Raw genomic sequence first — 18,927 nt, 5'->3', positions numbered from 1 at the left:
CCGTGGCGGTTTGCTCAGGCCCGCAGGTCCAGCCGGAGCACCAGGTCGAGCAGGGCGAAGAGGAAGAGGGCGATGCCGACGAACCCGTTCGCGGTGAAGAACGCCCGGTTGACCCGGCTCAGGTCGGTCGGGCTGACCACCACGTGCTGGTAGCCGAAGGCGAGCGCGGTGAGCACCAGTCCGGCCCACCACGGCCAGCCGAAGCCGACCAACGCCCCGAACCAGACGAAGAGCGCGAAGGTCACCACGTGCGCCACCGTCGAGGCGTGCAGGGCGAAGCGCAGCCCGTACCGGGCCGGGATGCTGCGCACGCCGATCTCCCGGTCCACCTCGGCGTCCTGGCAGGCGTAGATCAGGTCGAACCCGCCGATCCACAGGCCCACCGCGACACCGAGCAGCCAGGCCGGCCAGGAGCCGGCGAAGGTGCCCGTGACGGCGAGCCACGCGCCGACCGGCCCGACCGCCTGGGCGACCGCGAGGATCGCGTGCGGCCAGTCGGTGAACCGCTTGCCGTACGGGTAGACGACCAGGGGCACCACGGCCAGCGGCGCGAGCACCAGGCAGAGCGGGTTGAGCAGCGCGGCGGCGGCGAGGAAGACCACCAGCGCGACCACCGCACCGGTCCAGGCCGTCCGCACGCTCACCGCCCCGGTCACCAGTTCCCGCCCCGCGGTACGCGGATTCCGCGCGTCGATCCGCCGGTCGATGATCCGGTTGGCGGCCATCGCGAACGTCCGGGCCCCGACCATCGCCACCGTGATCAGCAGCAGGTCGACCCAGCGCACCCGTCCCCCGTCGACCCGCATCGCGGTCAGCGCGGACAGGTACGCGAAGGGCAGCGCGAAGACCGAGTGCTCGATCGCGACGAGCCGGAGGAACGACTTCACCCGACCGGGCCGTTCGGTGACCACGGTCATCGGACGCCGTACTCCTTCCAGCGCTTGTCGACCAGCGCGACGACCTCGGGCGACATGGTCATCTCCTCGGGCCAGCCCCGGGTGTAGCCCTCGGTGGGGAGCTTGCGGGTGGCGTCGACGCCCGCCTTGCCGCCCCAGAACTGCTGGTACGACGCGTGGTCCAGGTGGTCCACCGGCCCCTCGGTGAGCAGCAGGTCACGCGAGTAGTCCACGTTGCCAAAGGCCCGGAACGCGACCTCCTGGTAGTCGTGCACGTCGCAGTCCTCGTCGACGATCACGACCAGCTTGGTCAGCGACATCATGTGCGCGCCCCAGATCGCGTTCATCACCTTCTGGGCGTGCTTCGGGTAGCGCTTACGGATCGACACGATCGCGCAGTTGTGGAACACGCCGGCCGAGGGCAGGTTGTAGTCGACGATGTCCGGGATGAGGAACCGCAGCAGCGGGGCGAAGATCCGCTCGGTGGCCTTGCCGAGGCCGTGGTCCTCCTGCGGCGGCTTCGAGGTGACGATCGAGTGGTAGACCGGGTCGCGCTGCATGGTCATCGTCTCGACGTGCAGGACCGGGAACGGCTCGACCGGGGTGTAGAAGCCGGTGTGGTCGCCGAACGGTCCCTCCGGCAGCCGCTCGCCGGGCTCGATGTAGCCCTCCAGCACCACCTGCGCGTGCGCCGGCACCTGGAGCGGCACGGTCAGACAGTCGACCATCTCGACCCGTTCCCCGCGCAGGAACCCGGCGAACAGATATTCGTCGATGTCGGCGGGGAGCGGGGCGCTGGACGCGTAGCTGACCACCGGGTCGCAGCCGATCGCGATCGCCACCGGCAGCCGCTGCCCGAGGCGCTCGGCGACCGCGTGGTGCGCGGTGGAGTTCTTGTGGATCTGCCAGTGCATGCCGAGCGTGTTGTGGCTGTGCTGCTGGAGCCGGTACAACCCGAGGTTGCGCTTGCCGGTCTCCGGGTGCTTCGTGTGGGTCAGTCCGAAGTTGTGGAAGATCCCGCCGTCACCGGGCCACACCTGCAACCCCGGCAGCCGGTTCAGGTCGACGTCGTCGCCCCGGTAGACGACCTGCTGGCAGGGGGCGGTCCGGACCTTCTTGGGCGGCATCGACTTGAGCTGCATCACCTTGCCCAGGCCGCCCATCATGCCGGAGAAGCCGATCGGCAGTTCCGGCTTGAGCATCTCCCCGATCCGGTTGCCGATCTCGTCCAGCGACTCGACGCCGAGCGCCATCGCCATCCGCTTCTCGGTGCCGAAGAGGTTGACCGCCACCGGCATCTCGCCCCGGGTGGGCCGCTCGAAGAGCAGCGCCGGCCCGTCCGCCCGGACCGTCCGGGTGACGACCTCGCTGATCTCCAGCGTCGGGTCCACCGGCACGCTCACGCGCCGCAGTTCCCCCTCGCGCTCCAGCGTCTTGAGGAAGTCCTTGAGATCGGTGTACGGGAAGCCACGAACCGCCATACCCCCAGTCTCCCGCACCAACCTGGGTCCCCTACCACCCGGTCCCACCGGACGCCCTCTCGTGATCCACTCCTCTTCGGCGATATCGCGGTATCCAGTTCGCGGGACACCGCCGTATCGGCGAAAGTCCGACGGCGTCGCCGGACATCAGGGCCGGGCCGAGGGAAGCCGGCGCGAGTTCGGCCGGTACTGCCGCCCGTTCCGCACGGGCGTCCCGTGCTGAGCGGGTGGCGCGTTCTGGATGGGCGGCACGTTCCGGGTGGGCAGGGCGGGGCGGGGTTGCGGCACCACCCGGAGCCCGGCCCACTGGACGAAGACGCTCCGACAGGTGTCGGTCCGGCGTGACGTACGCAGCGGGCATCTGTCTGGCCAGGAACTCGGTCAGGATGTCGAGTGCGCCCCTGGTAGCGGCAGCGGCTCGACGACCGCGCCCTCAGCGGGGACGCCGTACTCCCTGGTGTGGAACTGCCTCGCGCCGCGCGGCCGTTCGCGGAAGTGTCGGAACGCCATCGGGAGGCCTCGGGCGACGGAGAGATCCTGGGTCTCCATGACCTGTATGTGCAGATGCGGCTCGGTCGAGTTGCCGGAGTTGCCACAGGCCGCCACGTGCTGCCCCGCCGTCACCTCCTCCCCGGGGGTGACCCGGATGGAACCGGCCCGCAGGTGGGCGAGAGCCACGAACGCGCCGCCGGGGAGCGCGATGATCAGGTAGTTGCCGGCCACCGCACGCACGCCCTGCCGGACCCGGGCCGCCTGGCCCAGCGCGTACGGCACGAGAGCAAGCTGTGAGCGCCGCCCGGCGTGGTCGATCTCGCCGTCGTGCACCTCGACGACGGTGCCGTCGGCGGGGGCCAGGATCGGTCGGTCGTAGGCGAAGAACCGGTCGGCCGGTTCGGTGGCGAGGAAGGTCCGCCAGTCGCGGCGGTCGGCGGTCCGGCGGCGCTCGTCCACCCCGACGAAGTCGATGGCGTACCGCTCGCCGAACAGGTCCGTGCCGTGACTCGGGATCCGTCGGGCCGGACTGTTCCGGGCCAACCACAGTCCCGTGAACGGCAGCGAGAGCGTGACCTCCGGATGCACCGGACGCCCCGAAGACCGCTGCTCGCCCACGAGGCGAGCCTAGCCAGACCGCGCCAGGTCTCTTCCGCTACTGACCACCCCCCTCGCGTCGCACCGTCCCCATAGGATTCGGTCCGCCGCTCGGGCCGGGCAGTCCGACCGGATCATCCTCCTGAAGGAGTCCCATGACACCTGTACGCGTTACCCGCACGTTCCAGGTCGGCGCGGCGGCACTCGCGGCGGCAACCCTGGTCGGCCTGGCGGCGAACCCCGCATCAGCGGAGGACGATCCCGGCTGGGTGCATGGTTGGCTCAACGACACCACCATCGGTGCCGCCGGTGCCCCCGGCCGGACCACTGTTCTCAGCCTGGTCAGCAACGGAGCGACCAATCCCCGGGTCGTCCTCGACCTGAGCGGACTGGCCGGAGTCGCCACCGCCACCTTCCCGGATTGGTGTGTCACCGCCGGCGCCGGGGTCACCTGCCCGATGCCGCCCACCGCCACCCCGGACGAGCTCGGCATGCTGAACGGCAGCGTGCCCGTCGTGCTGCGGGCCGTCCCCGGCGCCGCCGACGGCGCGGTCGGGACGATCGGCTACACCGTGCTGGCCGACGGCGACAACGACGGGGCCCAGCAGGCCGCCGTCTCGGTGCACGCCGGGCCGGACGCGGTCAGCCTGGTCGACGAGTCCGTCGACGGCGTCGACACCGGCGACACCCTCGCCATGCCGGTGGCCCTGATCAACGCCGGCAACATGTCGATGTCCGGTCTCCGGCTCACCATCCGGTTCCCGGTCGGGCTGGAGCCCGCCGCCTACCGCAACTGCCGCTACGGTGCCGGCGGCCAGCTCAGCACCATCGCGGTCTGCGCCTTCCCGGGCACGTTCTCGCCCGGGCTGAGCTACCACGTCCCGGGCGGCTTCGCCACCACTGTCGGCCCGGCCGCCCTCGGCGCCAAGCAGATCGTGCAGACGGTGGAGCCGGCCACGACCGCCGGCCCGCCGCCGGCGGGCGTGGTGCTGGAGCGGCGTCCCGCCGACCGCACCCTCCGGCTCCGCCAGGTGGGCGCCCCGGTCGACGTCCTCGACGCCGACCACCAGTCCTCGTCCGGCTGGTACTACCTGCGCGATGTCCCCGGCGCGTTCGACGTGGTGACGCTCGGTGCCGCCACCACCGGTTCGGTGGGTGACACGGTGACGGTCCGGGTCGGCATGCGCAACGACGGTCCCGGCGTCCCGGACAACACCATCTCCGGTGGGGATCCGGGTCAGTTCGCCTTCGTCCCGCCGGCCGGCACGGTCGTTGCCAACTGGCCGACGGGCTGCTCGTCCACGGGCGGCGACGACGGCTTCGAGGGGCCGGTGACCTGGTACTGCACCAAGCCGGGTGGCATCTTCGCGGCCGGCGAGAACTTCCTGGTCGACTTCGACCTGCGGATCGACGGTCCACTCGGCGCCCCGGGCGAGGTCCGGATCCCGTACAGCTACCCACGGACGGACGACGACCCGACGAACGACAGCGCCCCCGTGACCATCTCCTGATCCCGGAACGACGCGACCGCCGGCTGCCCGTCAGGGTGCCGGCGGTCGTCGTCCGCAGGGGGCGGGGTGGGGTCAGTCGAGGCCACCGTACGAGTGCAGGCCCTCGAAAAAGATGTTCACGCCGAAGAGGTTCATCAGCATGGTCAGGAAGCCCAGCACGGCGATCCAGGTGGCCACGTTCCGCTTCACGCTCGGGGTGGCCCGGGCGTGCAGGTAGCCGGCGTAGATCACCCAGGAGATGAACGACCAGGTCTCCTTCGGGTCCCAGCCCCACGGCCGGCCCCAGGACGCCTCGGCCCAGATCGCCCCGGCGATGACCGCGAAGGTGAAGACCGGGAAGGCGAACGCGTGCAGCACGAAGGTGAGCCGCTCCAGGCTCTCCGCCGCCGGCATCCGCTTCGCCAGCGTGTACGGGAAGCTCCGCTTGCCGCGCTCGTACCCGGCGCGCATCAGGTAGGTCACCGCCGGCACCGAGCCGAGCAGGAAGAGACCGGAGGCGAAGACCACCGTCGAGACGTGGATGACGAACCAGTACGAGTTGAGCGCCGGCACCAGCGGCACTACCGGCACGTAGAGCACCAGTTCGGCGGTGGCCAGCAGGAGCACCATGACCAGCGTCAGGAACAGCCCGAGGCGGCGCAGCGACGGGCGCTTCCAGAGCACCGTGAGCCAGCCGACGACCCCGATGAGCGAGACCGTCAGCACGTACTCGTACATGTTGCCCCAGGGCATCCGGTCGGCGGCGATGCCCCGGGTGACCAGGCCCGCGAGGTGCAGCAGGGTGGCGACCACGGTGGCGACGACCGCGACCCGGCCGGCGAGCCGGGCCCGCCCGTTCGGGCGTGCCGGCAGCTTCGCACCGGTGTCCCCGCCAGCCGGGGCGTCTCCGCCGACCAGGGCGTCCGTTCCGGCCGGGCTTCCGCCGGACCCGCCGACCCCCGCGCCGACCAGCTCGCGGGCGGGCGTCGCGGCCACCGCCCGGGTGCGGGCGTTGCCGAGGGCGTACTCGACGGCGTGGCAGATCATCGCGACCAGGTACGCGAGGATCGCGAAGGTCACCAGCTGATCGGAGAGCGCGGACATCACTCGGTCCCTTCTCGCGAGCCCGGGGCGGCCCGGCCGGCGGCACCGGCCCCGCCGGTGCCCCGGATCTCGTCGACGAGCTGCGCGAACTCGGCGGCGAACCCGGGGTACTCGGTGCGCGGCAGCCCACCGGCCTCCACCAAACTACTACCGTCCGTCGTGGATGCACCGGCCGGGTCGGCGGCAACGCCCGGGACCACCCGGAACCACACCCGGCGCCGCCGGCCGAAGAGCGACCCCATCAGGCCGAGCAGCAGCACCCCGCAGCTCACCAGCATCAGCGTCGAACCCGGGTCGTACCGGACGGAGAGCGTGATGAACGGCTCGGTGCCGAGGAACTCGACCGTGGTGCCGTCGTCGAGCGTCCACCTCTCCCCCGGCTTGAGCAGCTTGGCGTCCCCGAGCTGGGTGAGCTTGCCGTTGCGGACCTGCCGCTGGTCGAGCTGGTACACCGAGCCGGGGATGCCGGCGTCCATGCCGAGGTTCCCCCGGTACGCGATCAGGAAGACCGCCGGGTTCCGCTCGGTCGGGTGTTGCGACCGCACGTACGGCGGCGCGTCCGGCGCGGTGGGCAGGTAGAGCCCCTCGAAGGCGATCTGGAGGTTCGGGTCCCGCTTCCCGGTCGCCGGGTCGACGTTGATGTCCGGGAACAGCGCCACGCCCTCACCGGTCAGGGTGTTGTCCGTGGTCAGGAAGGGCACCGCCGAGGTCTGCGAGTCGCCGTTGCGGTCGGTGTACCGGATGATCGGCGCGTAGCCGTGGCCGAGCAGGTAGGCGTTCGCCCCGTCGAGCCGCAGCGGCGAGTTGACCGAGAACTCCTCCCGGCGCGGCTGACGCCCGTCCTCGGTCACCGTCACCGTGGCGTTGTAGAACTCCGGCTGGCCGGACTCCAGGAAGCGGGCCTCGAACTCCTCCAGGGTCATGCAGAACGGGGGCAGGTCCGGGCTCTGCACCCGGGAGCCGAACTTCGACTCGGCGTACTGGAACTGGGTGTTGCAGAAGGCGTTGTCCGCGCCGGCCACCAGGAGGCGGTTGCCGGTCCAGCCGTACCACGAGCCGACGGCGACTCCGATCAGCACGGCGATCATCGAGGTGTGGAAGAGGAGGTTCCCGGTCTCCTTGAGGTACCCCTTCTCGGCGGAGACCTCGTTGTCCCGGACCACCACCCGCCACCGGCGGCGACGCAGCACCGCCGCGATGGCCTCCGGGCCGCCGTCGTGGTCGGTCAGGACCGCGTGCTGCGGCAGCCGTTCCAGCCGCTTCGGCGCCGCCGGCGGTACGGACCGCAGCGCGCGCACATGGTCGCGGAGCCGGGGCACGATGCAGCCCACCAGCGAGGTGAACAGCAGCAGGTAGATCGCGGAGAACCAGACCGAGCCGAAGACCTCGAACCCGCCGATCCGGTCCACCACCGGGGCCAGGTCGGGGTGCTCGACGAAGAAGTCGTCCACGTCCTCCGGGTTGACCCCGCGCTGCGGCAGCACCGAGCCGGGGACGGCGGCGACCGCGAGCAGGAAGAGCAGCACCAGCGCGGTACGCATGCTGGTGAGCTGCCGCCACGAGTTGCGCAGCAGGGCCAGCAGCGGGTTGGGCCGACGCGGGGTCGGTGGGGACGGCGTCGCGGGCCGGTCGTCGACGGCCGTCATCAGATGCTCACCTCGCCCACCCCGATGGTGGTCTGCAACCAGATCACGAAGCTCCGCCAACCTCCGGTGACCAGGGCCAGGCCGATCAGGAGCATCAACGCCCCGCCGGCCCGGGTGACCCAGCGGCTGTTGCGCCGGATCAGCCGGAAGACGCCGAGCAGCCGCTGGAACGCCAGCCCGAACACCACGAACGGCACGCCCAGCCCCAGGCAGTACGCCACGGCGAGCACCACCGCCCGGTCGGTCTGGCCCCCGGCGGCGGCCATGCCGAGCACCGCCCCGAGGGTCGGCCCGGTGCAGGGCATCCAGCTCAGCGCGAAGACCGCACCGAAGACGGGTGCGCCGAGCAGGCCGGCCGACGGCAGCCGGTGGATCCGGAACTCCCGTTGCAGGCCGGGCAGCACCCCGACGAAAGCCAGCCCGAGCACGATGACCAGGGTGCCGATGCCGATCTCCAGCGCCCGCTCGTACGCGAAGAGGACCTTGCCGACGCTGGCGAAGAGGATCGCGGTGGCGGTGAAGACCGCGGTGAAGCCGCCGATGAACAGCAGCGTCCCGGCGAGCACGCGCCCCTTGACGGCGGCAGTCGACGCCCGCTGCCGCTGCCGCACGGCGAGCGCCGTGCCGCCGCCGGCCGGGGTGGTGCCGCCGTCGGCCGTGCCCACGCCGGCCGGGGTGGTTGCAGGGGACCCTTCCTCGGCAGAATCCGGTAACAGGGGTCCCCTGCTACCACCTCGGCCCTCCAGGTCGGCGCCGGCGAGGCCGGTGACGTAGGAGAGGTAGCCCGGGACGAGGGGCAGCACGCAGGGCGAGAGGAAGCTGACCAGCCCGGCGAGGGCCGCCGCGCCGATCGCCAGCAGCAGCGGACCGCTCTCGGCGAGAGTGCGGAACGTCTCACCCATCAGCGGGCGTCCTCGGCGGCGATCCGCTCGACGACCGGTTGCAGGGCCTCCTGGACGACCGCGCCGCGACGCACCACCGCCACCCGGCCCTCCCGGTCGAGGACGATGGTCGCCGGGATCGCGTTCGGCGCGATCTCGAAGTCCAGGGCGGTACGGCCGGGCGGGTCGAAGAGGCTCGGGTAGGTGACCTTGTAGGTCTTCTCGAACGCCTTCGCCTTGTCCCGGCTGTCGGTCACGTTGATGCCGACGAAGGTCACCCCGGCCGCCTTGGTCGCCTGGTAGGTGTTCTCCAGGTCGTCGGCCTCGGCCCGGCAGGGGTTGCACCAGGAACCCCAGAAGTTGATCACGACGACGGTGCCCCGGTCCCGGGCGACGTCGTAGCTGCTCCCGTCGAGCAGTTCCCCGGAGACCTTCGGTGCCGTGCCCCGCTGGTCGGGGGCGCACTCCAGGAAGCCGTCCCGGGTCACGCAGCGCTGCTCGTCGCCCCCGGTGGTGCAGCCGGCCAGCGCCACCGCAGTGACGGTGGCGAGCAGGGCGGCGGTCCACCTCCGGGCGTTCATCAGGCTCCCTTGGCTGTCCTGGCGGTCGGCGACATGGCGATCAGGTGGGCGGCCGGCTCGGAGTACCCGACGCCGACGATCTTCGCCCCCTCGAAGTGGAACGAGGTGAGGCTGGCCAGCCCGCACTGCCGGCGACGCGGGTCGTGCCAGAGCCGCTTGCGCTCGACGTGCCGGCGCAGCGTCCAGATCGGGAGCTGGTGGGAGACGCAGACCGCCTCGCGCCCCTCGGCGGCGACCCGGGCGGCGTGCAGCGCGGCGAACATCCGCTCGGCGATCGTCCGGTACGCCTCGCCCCAGGACGGGGTGACCGGGTCCCGCAGCACCCACCAGTTGCGCGGGTCCCGGAAGGAGCCGTCACCGGGCGAGACCTTCTTGCCCTCGAACCAGTTGGCGCTCTCGATCAGCCGCTCGTCCACCCCGACCGGGAGGCCAAACTGCGCGGCGATCGGCTCGGCGGTCTGTTGGGCGCGCTCCAGCGGGCTCGCCACCACGTGCACGACGTCCCGGTCGGCCAGGCCCTGGGCGGCGGCCTTGGCCATCTGCACGCCCAGTTCGGAGAGGCGGAAACCGGGCAGCCGGCCGTAGAGGATCTTGTCCGGGTTGTGCACCTCGCCGTGCCGCAGCACGTGGACCACCGTCTTGCTGCTCACCGCACCTACCCCCCGTGGCCTGCCGCTGCCGCCGCCTTCGCCGCGCCCGGCAGGGCAGCGGCGATCTGCTCACAGGCGGCGTCGTCCAACGCCGCCGACACGAACCATGCCTCGAACGCGCTCGGCGGCAGGTAGACCCCGGCGGCCAGCATCGCGTGGAAGAACGCCGTGAACGCCGGCACGTCCTGGGTGCGGGCGCTGTCGTAGTCGCGCACCTCGGCGTCGGTGAAGAAGATCGAGAACATGTTGCCCGCGTACGACAGCCGGTGCGGGACCCCGGCGGCGGCCAGCGCATCGCCGGCCAGCTTGCCCACGACGGCGGCCGTCTCGTCGAGCCGGCGGTAGACGGCGTCGTCGGCCAGGCGCAGGGTGGCCAGGCCGGCGGCGCAGGCCAGCGGGTTACCGGAGAGGGTGCCGGCCTGGTAGACCGGGCCGGCGGGGGCCAGTCGGGCCATGATCTCCGCGCGCCCGCCGAACGCCGCCGCCGGAAGCCCACCCCCCATGACCTTCCCGTACGTGAACAGGTCGGCGTCGACCGCGTCGAGGCCGTACCAGCCGGAACGGGAGACCCGGAACCCGGTCATCACCTCGTCGACGATCAGCAGCGCGCCGTGCGCGTGCGCGATCCGGGCGAGCTGGGCGTTGAAGTCGTCGCGGGGGGCGATCACGCCCATGTTGCCGGCGGCGGCCTCGGTGATCACCGCCGCGATGTGCGGTCCCTCGGCGGCGAAGGCCTCCTCGACAGCGGCGAGGTCGTTGTACGGCAGCACGATCGTCTCGCCGGCCGCCGCGCCGGTCACGCCGGGCGAGTCGGGCAGGCCGAGGGTGGCCACGCCGGACCCGGCGGCGGCCAGCAGCGCGTCCACGTGGCCGTGGTAGCAGCCGGCGAACTTCACGATCTTGGACCGGCCGGTGAAACCCCGGGCCAGCCGGATCGCCGACATGGTCGCCTCGGTGCCCGAGTTGACCAGCCGGACCTGCTCGACCGGGGTCCGGTCGACGATCTCGGCGGCCAGCTCGACCTCACCCGGTGTCGGGGTGCCGAAGCTGGTGCCCCGCGCGGCGGCGGCCCGGACAGCCTCGACCACCCCGGGGTGCGCGTGCCCGAGGATCAGCGGCCCCCAAGAGCAGACCAGGTCGACGTAACGCCGGTCGTCGGCGTCGTACAACCAGGGACCCTCCCCCCGGACCATGAAGCGCGGGGTGCCACCGACGGCACGGAAGGCGCGTACAGGGGAGTTCACCCCGCCCGGCACGATGGCGCGGGCGCGGTCGAACAGGGCCTCGGAGGCCGGTGCGTCGGCCGGGTAACGGCCGGATCCGGCAGGGTACGTATCCGTCACGATGCGGCCATTGTGTCAGCGCCGGGGGGCCGATCGACAACCACCCCTGGTCAGGGTTACCAGACTCACCCCGCCCGGCCCGGTCACCGCTCCGACGGGGGCCAGATCGGCCTCGGCAGGCCAGGTCACCCGGTTCGCGCTAGGCTGACCGGGTGGATCGTGCCGAACTGTCCATCACGGTACACCGGACGGCCGACGAAGTGGTGTTGAGCCTGGTCGGTGAGATCGACATGCTCACCGCAGCCCAGCTCTCCAGCGCGGTGAACGAGATCCTCGCCGATCCACCACCGCGCATCGTCCTGGACCTCGGGGGTGTCACCTTCTGCGACTCGCAGGGGCTCGGCACCCTCGTGGTGCTGAGCCGCAAGGCCAGTCACGCGCAGAGTCTGCTGGTGCTCACCCACGTCGGCGACTTCCTGCTGCGCGTCCTGGACATCACCGGCCTGCGCTCCGCGCTGATGATCCGCAACAACCACTCCCCCCTCTGAGGCTCAGAGGGGGCTGCCCCAACGCGCCTGCTCCAGCAGCTCGACGGCGCGGTCCCCGGCGTCCGGGTCGTCGGAGCGCAGCAGCGCGGTGGCCTCGTCGACCGCGTCGGTGAGCACCCGCCACTGCGACTCTCGCTCGCGGACCAGCTCGGACTGGGCAGCGAGCTGCCGGGTCTTCGACCACAGGTCGACGAAGACCGACACCTTGGCCCGCAGCACCCACGGGTCGAACGGCTTGGTGAGGTAGTCCACCGCGCCGACGGCGTACCCGCGCAGGGCGAGTTGGGCGTCCCGGTCCGCGGCGGTGAGGAAGATGATCGGGATGTGCCGGGTCCGCTCCCGGCGTTTGATGTGCCCGGCCGTCTCGAAACCATCCATGTCCGGCATCTGGGCGTCCAGCAGGATCACCGCGAAGTCGTCCACCAGGAGCTGTTTCAGGGCCGCCTCGCCGCTCTCGACGGCCACCGACTGCACCGGGAGGCCCTGGAGGATCGCCTCCAGGGCCATCAGGTTCTCCCGCCGGTCGTCCACCAGCAGCGCCTTGGCCATCTGGGTCACTGGTTCTCCTCGCGTCCGCTGCTGCGGCTGATCCAGGACGACATCAGCTCGATCAGCTCGTCCAGGTCGACCGGCTTGGTGATGTAGTCGCTGCCGCCCGCCGCCAGGGCGGACTCCCGGTCCCCGGGCATCGCCTTCGCGGTCAGGAAGACGATCGGAAGGTCCGCGAAGCGGTGGTTGCGCCGGATCGAGCGGGTCGTCTCGTACCCGTCCTGGTCGGGCATCATGGCGTCCATCAGCACGATGCCGACCTCCGGATGCTCGGCGAGCAGCCGGATACCGTCCGCCCCGTTGTCCGAGTAGAGCACGGTCATGCCGTGCAGCTCCAACGCGCTGGTCAGGGCGAAGACGTTGCGGACGTCGTCGTCGACGATCAGCACGGTGGTTCCCTCCAGCCGCCGCGTCGTCGGGGTCTCCGGCGGCTTGGGCATCTCCGGCGGAGGCATCAGCAGCGACGAGGGCAGCCCGGCCCGGGCCGGCGAGGGCGGCAGTGGGGCGACCACCGCGTCCGGGGCCAGCACGTCGGGCACGAAGAGGGTGAACGTCGACCCCTGTCCGGGCGCGGAGGCGACGGTGATCGTGCCGCCGAGCAGGCGGGCCAGGTCCCGGCTGATGGAGAGCCCGAGGCCGGTGCCGCCGTACCGGCGGCTGGTGGTCCCGTCGGCCTGCTGGAACGCCTCGAAGATCAGCGACAACTTGTCGTCCGGGATGCCGATCCCGGTGTCGACCACCGTGAAGGCGATCACCTGCCGGGCGTTGGTCAACGCCGGTACGTCGAAGACCACGTTCTCCGCCGCCGGCCCGATCCGCAGGGTGACCGCCCCCGCGTCGGTGAACTTGACCGCGTTGGAGAGCATGTTGCGCAGGATCTGCTGCAACCGCTGGGCGTCGGTGACCACGGTGTTCGGCAGGTCCTGGGCGATCTCGACCTGGAAGTCGAGCCCCTTCTCCTCGGCCTGCGGCTTGAACGCCTGCTCGACGTACCCACGGATGTCGGCGAAGCGCACGTCGACCGGCTGGACGTCCATCCGACCGGCCTCGATCTTCGACAGGTCGAGGATGTCGTCGATCAGCGAGAGCAGGTCGGAGCCGGCGCTGTGGATCGTCCGGGCGAACTCGGTCTGCTTCGGGGTGAGGTTCTGCTCCGAGTTCTCGGCGAGCAGCCGGGCCAGCAACAGCAGCGAGTTCAGCGGCGTCCGCAGTTCGTGGCTCATGTTCGCCAGGAACTCCGACTTGTACGCCGAGGCGCGGGTGAGCTGCTGCGCCTTCTCCTCCAGGCCGAGCCGGGCCAGCTCGATCTCCCGGTTCTTGGTCTCGATGTTGCCCTTCTGCTCGGAGAGCAGCTGGGCCTTGTCCTCCAGTTCGGCGTTGGTGCGCTGCAACTCCGCCGACTGCTCCTGCAACTCCAGGGCGAGCCGCTGCGACTGGGCGAGCAGTTCCTCCGTACGCCGGTTGGCCTGGATGGTGTTGACCGCGATGCCGATCGTCAGCACCAGCCGCTCCAGGAAGGAGAGGTGCAGCTCGGAGAAGGTCGCCACGCTGGCGAACTCGATGACCCCGAGCAGCTCCCCCTCGAAGAGCACGGGGAGGACGACCAGGTCGGCCGGGTTCGTCTCGGCCAGCCCGGAGCGGAGGGTGATGGTGCCGTCCGGCACCGCGCTGACCCGGATGGTGCGGCGGGACAGGGCGGCCTGCCCGACCAGGCCCTCCCCCGGACCGAAGGTGACCTCGTGCCCCCGGGCGACGTACCCGTAGGAGGCGGTGAGCCGCAGTCGCGTGACGCCGTCCGAGGTCTCGGCGAGGAAGAAGGCGCCGAGCTGGGCGTCGACCAGCGGCGTCACCTCCATCATGATCATGCGGCAGACCTCGCCGAGGTCGCGCTGACCCTGGAGCAGACCGCCGATCCGGGCCAGGTTCGAGTCCAGCCAGCCCTGTTCGGCGTTCTTCTTCGTCGTCTCCCGGAGGGTGACGATCATCTGGTTGATGTTGTCCTTCAGCTCGGCGACCTCGCCCTGCGCCTTGACCGAGATCCGCTGGGTTAGGTCGCCACGGGTCACCGAGGTGGAGACCTGGGAGATCGCCCGGAGCTGGGTGGTGAGGGTGGAGGCGAGCTGGTTGACGTTCTCGGTGAGGTCCCGCCAGGTGCCGGAGACCCCCTTCACCTGGGCCTGACCACCCAGCTTGCCCTCGATGCCGACCTCGCGGGCGACCCGGGTCACCTCGTCGGCGAACGACGACAGCTGGTCCACCATCGTGTTCACCGTGTTCTTCAGCTCCAGGATCTCGCCCTGCGCGTCCACGGTGATCTTCTGGCCGAGGTCGCCCTTGGCCACGGCGGTCGTGACCGAGGCGATGTTCCGCACCTGCGACGTCAGGTTCGACGCCATCGAGTTCACGTTGTCCGTGAGGTCCCGCCAGGTGCCGGAGACGCCCTTCACCTGGGCCTGACCACCCAGCTTGCCCTCGGTGCCCACCTCCCGGGCCACCCGCGTCACCTCGTCGGCGAACGACGACAGCTGGTCCACCATCGTGTTGACCGTGTTCTTCAGCTCCAGGATCTCGCCCTGCGCGTCCACCGTGATCTTCTGCGACAGGTCACCCTTGGCGACCGCGGTGGAGACCTGGGCGATGTTCCGGACCTGGGCGGTCAGGTTCGACGCCATCGAGTTCACGTTGTCGGTCAGGTCCCGCCACGTGCCGGCGACGCCACGGACCTGGGCCTGGCCGCCGAGCTTGCCCTCGGTGCCCACCTCCCGGGCGACCCGCGTCACCTCGTCGGCGAACGACGACAGCTGGTCCACCATCGTGTTCACCGTCGACTTCAGCTCCAGGATCTCGCCCCGGGCGTCCACCGTGATCTTCTGCGACAGGTCACCCTTCGCCACGGCGGTGGTGACCGAGGCAATGTTCCGCACCTGCGACGTCAGGTTCGACGCCATCGAGTTCACGTTGTCGGTCAGGTCCCGCCACGTACCGCTGACGCCCTTGACCTGGGCCTGACCACCCAGCTTGCCCTCGGTGCCCACCTCCCGGGCCACCCGCGTCACCTCGTCGGCGAACGACGACAGCTGGTCCACCATCGTGTTCACCGTCGACTTCAGCTCCAGGATCTCGCCCCGGGCGTCCACCGTGATCTTCTGCGACAGGTCACCCTTCGCCACGGCGGTGGAGACCTGGGAGATGTTCCGGACCTGGCTGGTCAGGTTGCCGGCGAGCTGGTTGACGTTCTCGGTCAGGTCGCGCCAGGTGCCGGAGACCCCGCGCACCTGGGCCTGCCCACCGAGCTTGCCCTCGGTGCCCACCTCACGGGCCACCCGGGTCACCTCGTCGGCGAACGACGACAACTGGTCCACCATCGTGTTGACGGTGTCCTTCAGCTCCAGTATCTCGCCCTGCGCGGCAACGGTGATCTTCTGGGAGAGGTCGCCCCGGGCGACCGCGGTGGAGACCTGGGCGATGTTCCGGACCTGGGCGGTCAGGTTCGACGCCATCGAGTTGACGCTGTCGGTCAGGTCCTTCCAGGTGCCGGCGACGTTCGGCACCTCGGCCTGACCACCCAGCTTGCCCTCGGTGCCCACCTCACGGGCCACCCGGGTCACCTGCTCGGCGAAGAGCCGGAGCGTGTCGGTGAGCCCGTTCATGGTGTGCGCCAGCTCGGCGACCTCGCCCTTCGCCGACACGGTGATCTTCTGCGACAGGTCGCCCCGGGACACCGCCGTGGCCACCTGCGAGATCGACCGCACCTGGTCGGTGAGGTTCAACGCCATGGTGTTGACCGAGTCGGTGAGGTCCTTCCAGGTGCCGGCGACGCCCCGCACGTCGGCCTGGCCGCCCAGCTTGCCCTCGGTGCCCACCTCCCGGGCCACCCGGGTCACCTCGCTGGAGAACGAGGAGAGCTGGTCCACCATCGTGTTCACGGTGCGGCCGATGTGCAGGAACTCGCCCCGCAGCGGCCGGCCGTCCATCTCCAGCGCCATGTGCTGGGAGAGGTCGCCGTCGGCGACCGCCACGATCACCCGGGCGATCTCGGTGGTGGGCCGGCCCAGGTCGTCGATGAGCGAGTTGACCGCCTGCTGGCCCTCCGCCCAGGAGCCGTCCAGCCCCTCCTCGTCGAGCCGCTCGGTGAGCCGACCCTCCCGGCCGACGATCCGGCTGATCCGGCGCAGGTCGAGGTGCTGCCGCTCCTGCAACGACACCACGTCGTTGAAGGCGTCGACCACGTCACCGGCGACGCCCGCCCGCCGGGGCAGGCGCACCTTGAAATCGCCCCGGCCGACCCGGCGCAGCGCCGCCGCCAGCTCGCCGAGGACAGCCTCGTGGTCGGACGTCGCGGAGTCCGCGCCGGCCTGAGTTCTCGCCGTCGTCATCGTTCCTCGCTCAGCTCGGGGGCCTCCAGGCTCGTGCCGGCCATCCCATCATTGTGCCCGCACCCGGCCTGCGCATCTCCACGCCGCTCCCATCCGTCGATGCGTCACCGCCCGGACCGGCGCGACGGGACGGGCCGGAGTGACGCGAGGGGCGCGACGACGCGCCCGGGGCGCGAAAGGGAGTCGACCCGCTTGGCTTCCCGGCAAGGGGGAGGGGAGGATACGAGGGTGGCAACGGAGGCGGGGCCGACGACGACCGGCGGCCCGGACGAGCACGTCCGGCGGGTCCGGCTACCCGCCGACCGCCGCACGCCCGCCACCGCCCGCGCCGTCGTCCGCTCGGTGCTCGCCGAGGCCCACCTGGACGAGCTGCTCAACGAGGCGCTCCTGCTGACCACCGAACTCTCCACCAACGCGGTCGAGCACGCCGGCACCGAGCTGGACATCGAGGTGGTCGCGGACCGGGTGGGGCTGAGCGTGATGGTCTCCGACTTCGCGCCGGGTCCGGTGGACGAGCTGACCGTCGGGGTGCGCAACGACACGGCCGACATCGCCGAGGTCTCCGAGCGGGGCCGGGGCCTGCTCCTGGTCGACCACTTCGCGAGCTGCTGGGGGACGACCTACCTCCCCTCCGGCAAGGGTGTCTGGTTCCGGCTGGACCGCCCGGACGGCGCCCCGCCCCGCCGGGACGCGCTCGCCGAGGGCCGCCGGCTCTCCCCCTGCTCGTCGGGGACCGACGGCGACGGCAACCCGGTGGAGACCACCGGGCCGAGCGCGGCCGCGATGAGCGAGCTGATGCAGACCCGTCCCGACCCGTACGCCGACGATCCGCTCCCCGACTTCGCCACCGACCTGCTCGCCCGGGTCGCCACGATGGTGGGGGCCACCGGTGGGCTGGTCCGGCTGGACCGGGGCGACGGGCAGGGCACCCAGGTGCTGGCCCGGTACGGCCGACCGCCCCGCACCGACAGCGAGCTGCTCCGGGTGCGGCTGGCGGTGCAGCGGCCGTACTTTGGTGAGCTGGAGCTGGACGCGGTGCCCTCGGCGTACGCGCGCCCGCTCGCCGCGTTGACCGCCGAACGGCTCTCCCTGCACTTGGAGAACGACCGGCTGCGCCGGGCCGACATCCGCCGGCAGGCCTGGCTGACCTTCCTGGCCGAGGCGAGTGAACTGCTCGCCCAGTCCCTCGACGTCGAGTTGACCATGGCGCTCGTCCCGCAGCTCGTGGTGCCCCGGCTCGGGCAGTGGTGCGCGGTGCACATCACCGACGAGTGGGGGCGACTCAACCTGGCGGCGGCCAGCCACGCCGACGAGTCGGTCCTGCCGCACCTGCACAAGGTGCTCCGGGAGACCGGCCAGGACTCGATCCAGGCCCGGCTGCGCGAGGCGATCCGGCTCGGCTCGCAGGTGCCGCTCAACGGCCCGATGGAGGGGTTCGCGGTGCCCCTGGTCGCCCGGGGGCAGCGGCTCGGCACCCTCGCGGTCGGCCGGCACCAGCGCCACCGGCACGACCCGGACGAGGTCGCCGTGCTGGAGGACGTGGCCCGACGCGCCGCGTTGGCGATCGAGAACGCCCGCATCCACGCCGAGCGACGCCGGGTGGCGCAGACCCTGCAACAGTCGCTGCTGCCGCCGGTGCTGCCGGTGATCGAGGGCATCGGTTTCGCCGCCGAGTACGTCCCGACCGGGGACGACGCCGAGGTCGGGGGCGACTTCTACGACGTGCTGCCGTTGCCGGACGGCCGCTGGCTGGTGGTGATCGGGGACGTCTCGGGCAAGGGTGTCCAGGCCGCCGCGGTGACCGGGCTGGTCCGCGACGTGATCCGGGTGCTGGTCGGCGACGGCAAGCCGCTGCCGGAGGCGCTGACCCGACTCAACGAGACGCTGGTCGAGCGGGGCGGGGGACGGTACTGCACGCTCGCGCTGGCGGCGGTCGGGCCGGGCGAGGGCAACCAGCTCGACGTGTCGCTGCACCTCGCCGGGCACGACCGACCGGTGCTGCTGCGCAGCGCGGGCGGGGCGTCCTTCGTCGGCGCCGGCGGGACCGCGCTCGGCCTGCTCGACACGATCACCTCGCCGACGTCGGTGGTCCCGCTCGATCCCGGCGACGCGCTGATCTTCTACACCGACGGGGTGACCGAACGGCGACGCGGCCGGGAACTCTTCGGCCCGGACCGACTGCGGGAGGCAGCTGCCCCGCTCGCCGGCTACTCGGCGGACGTGGTCGCCGCGCGGCTGCGCTCCACCGCGATCAACTTCTCTCCCGAGCCGCCCCGGGACGACATCGCCGTACTGGTCATCCGGAACGACGCGGTCTGAGCCGGTCGGCTGAGCCCGGCCCTGAACCGGTCGA

At 71.5% G+C, this 18,927-nt stretch carries 14 protein-coding genes; 3 read left to right on the top strand and 11 right to left on the bottom strand.

Annotated elements, in window-relative coordinates:
• Positions 1 to 14: 14 nt before the first annotated feature.
• The 3 genes from mqnP to ACIBJE_RS10590 all read right to left on the bottom strand — a co-directional run bounded on the left by mqnP (position 15) and on the right by ACIBJE_RS10590 (position 3,487).
• Positions 15 to 917 carry a menaquinone biosynthesis prenyltransferase MqnP gene (gene mqnP / locus ACIBJE_RS10600; protein ID WP_396746106.1) on the bottom strand — a complete coding sequence of 301 codons (903 nt, stop codon included), beginning with the start codon at positions 915 to 917 and terminating at the stop codon, positions 15 to 17.
• Positions 914 to 2,377 carry a menaquinone biosynthesis decarboxylase gene (locus ACIBJE_RS10595; protein ID WP_396746103.1) on the bottom strand — a complete coding sequence of 488 codons (1,464 nt, stop codon included), beginning with the start codon at positions 2,375 to 2,377 and terminating at the stop codon, positions 914 to 916. Before ACIBJE_RS10595 ends, mqnP begins: the two co-directional genes overlap by 4 nt.
• A 381-nt stretch (positions 2,378 to 2,758) precedes the next feature.
• A complete protein-coding gene (locus ACIBJE_RS10590; protein ID WP_396746101.1) occupies positions 2,759 to 3,487 on the bottom strand; it encodes a M23 family metallopeptidase in 729 nt (242 codons plus the stop codon).
• A 134-nt stretch (positions 3,488 to 3,621) separates the two neighbouring features.
• On the opposite strand from ACIBJE_RS10590, the gene ACIBJE_RS10585 reads away from it, so the two are divergent.
• On the top strand, positions 3,622 to 4,977 hold the full coding sequence (locus tag ACIBJE_RS10585) for a hypothetical protein (RefSeq protein WP_396746098.1): 1,356 nt from the start codon (positions 3,622 to 3,624) through the stop codon (positions 4,975 to 4,977).
• Between the two features lie 72 nt (positions 4,978 to 5,049).
• Here ACIBJE_RS10585 and ccsB read toward each other — a convergent pair whose 3' ends face one another.
• The 6 genes from ccsB to hemL are packed head-to-tail and all read right to left on the bottom strand — an operon-like array spanning position 5,050 to position 11,161.
• Positions 5,050 to 6,060, bottom strand: coding sequence for a c-type cytochrome biogenesis protein CcsB (gene ccsB, locus ACIBJE_RS10580; RefSeq protein WP_396746095.1), 1,011 nt, complete (start codon positions 6,058 to 6,060; stop codon positions 5,050 to 5,052).
• Entirely contained in the window at positions 6,060 to 7,706 is a 1,647-nt protein-coding gene (locus tag ACIBJE_RS10575) for a cytochrome c biogenesis protein ResB (protein WP_396746092.1), read from the bottom strand. Before ACIBJE_RS10575 ends, ccsB begins: the two co-directional genes overlap by 1 nt.
• Positions 7,706 to 8,608, bottom strand: coding sequence for a cytochrome c biogenesis CcdA family protein (locus ACIBJE_RS10570; RefSeq protein ID WP_396746089.1), 903 nt, complete (start codon positions 8,606 to 8,608; stop codon positions 7,706 to 7,708). Before ACIBJE_RS10570 ends, ACIBJE_RS10575 begins: the two co-directional genes overlap by 1 nt.
• Positions 8,608 to 9,168, bottom strand: coding sequence for a TlpA disulfide reductase family protein (locus ACIBJE_RS10565; RefSeq protein ID WP_396746086.1), 561 nt, complete (start codon positions 9,166 to 9,168; stop codon positions 8,608 to 8,610). Before ACIBJE_RS10565 ends, ACIBJE_RS10570 begins: the two co-directional genes overlap by 1 nt.
• Positions 9,168 to 9,803: a histidine phosphatase family protein gene (locus tag ACIBJE_RS10560; protein ID WP_285788678.1), complete on the bottom strand. Its 636-nt coding sequence runs from the start codon at positions 9,801 to 9,803 to the stop codon at positions 9,168 to 9,170. Before ACIBJE_RS10560 ends, ACIBJE_RS10565 begins: the two co-directional genes overlap by 1 nt.
• Positions 9,804 to 9,823: 20 nt before the next feature.
• Positions 9,824 to 11,161, bottom strand: a complete 1,338-nt coding sequence (hemL, locus tag ACIBJE_RS10555; RefSeq protein WP_396746083.1) for a glutamate-1-semialdehyde 2,1-aminomutase — start codon at positions 11,159 to 11,161, stop codon at positions 9,824 to 9,826.
• 152 nt (positions 11,162 to 11,313) lie between these two features.
• Here hemL and ACIBJE_RS10550 point away from each other — a divergent pair, with 152 nt between their 5' ends.
• On the top strand, positions 11,314 to 11,649 hold the full coding sequence (locus tag ACIBJE_RS10550) for an STAS domain-containing protein (protein ID WP_396746080.1): 336 nt from the start codon (positions 11,314 to 11,316) through the stop codon (positions 11,647 to 11,649).
• A gap of 3 nt (positions 11,650 to 11,652) precedes the next feature.
• Here ACIBJE_RS10550 and ACIBJE_RS10545 read toward each other — a convergent pair whose 3' ends face one another.
• Positions 11,653 to 12,207 carry a two-component system response regulator gene (locus ACIBJE_RS10545; RefSeq protein ID WP_396746077.1) on the bottom strand — a complete coding sequence of 185 codons (555 nt, stop codon included), beginning with the start codon at positions 12,205 to 12,207 and terminating at the stop codon, positions 11,653 to 11,655.
• On the bottom strand, positions 12,204 to 16,574 hold the full coding sequence (locus ACIBJE_RS10540) for a HAMP domain-containing protein (protein WP_396746074.1): 4,371 nt from the start codon (positions 16,572 to 16,574) through the stop codon (positions 12,204 to 12,206). Before ACIBJE_RS10540 ends, ACIBJE_RS10545 begins: the two co-directional genes overlap by 4 nt.
• A 228-nt stretch (positions 16,575 to 16,802) precedes the next feature.
• Between ACIBJE_RS10540 and ACIBJE_RS10535 the strand changes: the two genes are divergently transcribed.
• Positions 16,803 to 18,893, top strand: a complete 2,091-nt coding sequence (locus ACIBJE_RS10535) for a SpoIIE family protein phosphatase (RefSeq protein ID WP_396746071.1) — start codon at positions 16,803 to 16,805, stop codon at positions 18,891 to 18,893.
• Positions 18,894 to 18,927 lie beyond the last annotated feature (34 nt).

It is taken from the genome of Micromonospora sp. NPDC050187 (assembly GCF_044459745.1).
GTDB lineage: Bacteria > Actinomycetota > Actinomycetes > Mycobacteriales > Micromonosporaceae > Micromonospora.
Note: the sequence above shows the minus strand (reverse complement) of the source record. Positions and strands in the feature narration are given on the sequence as shown.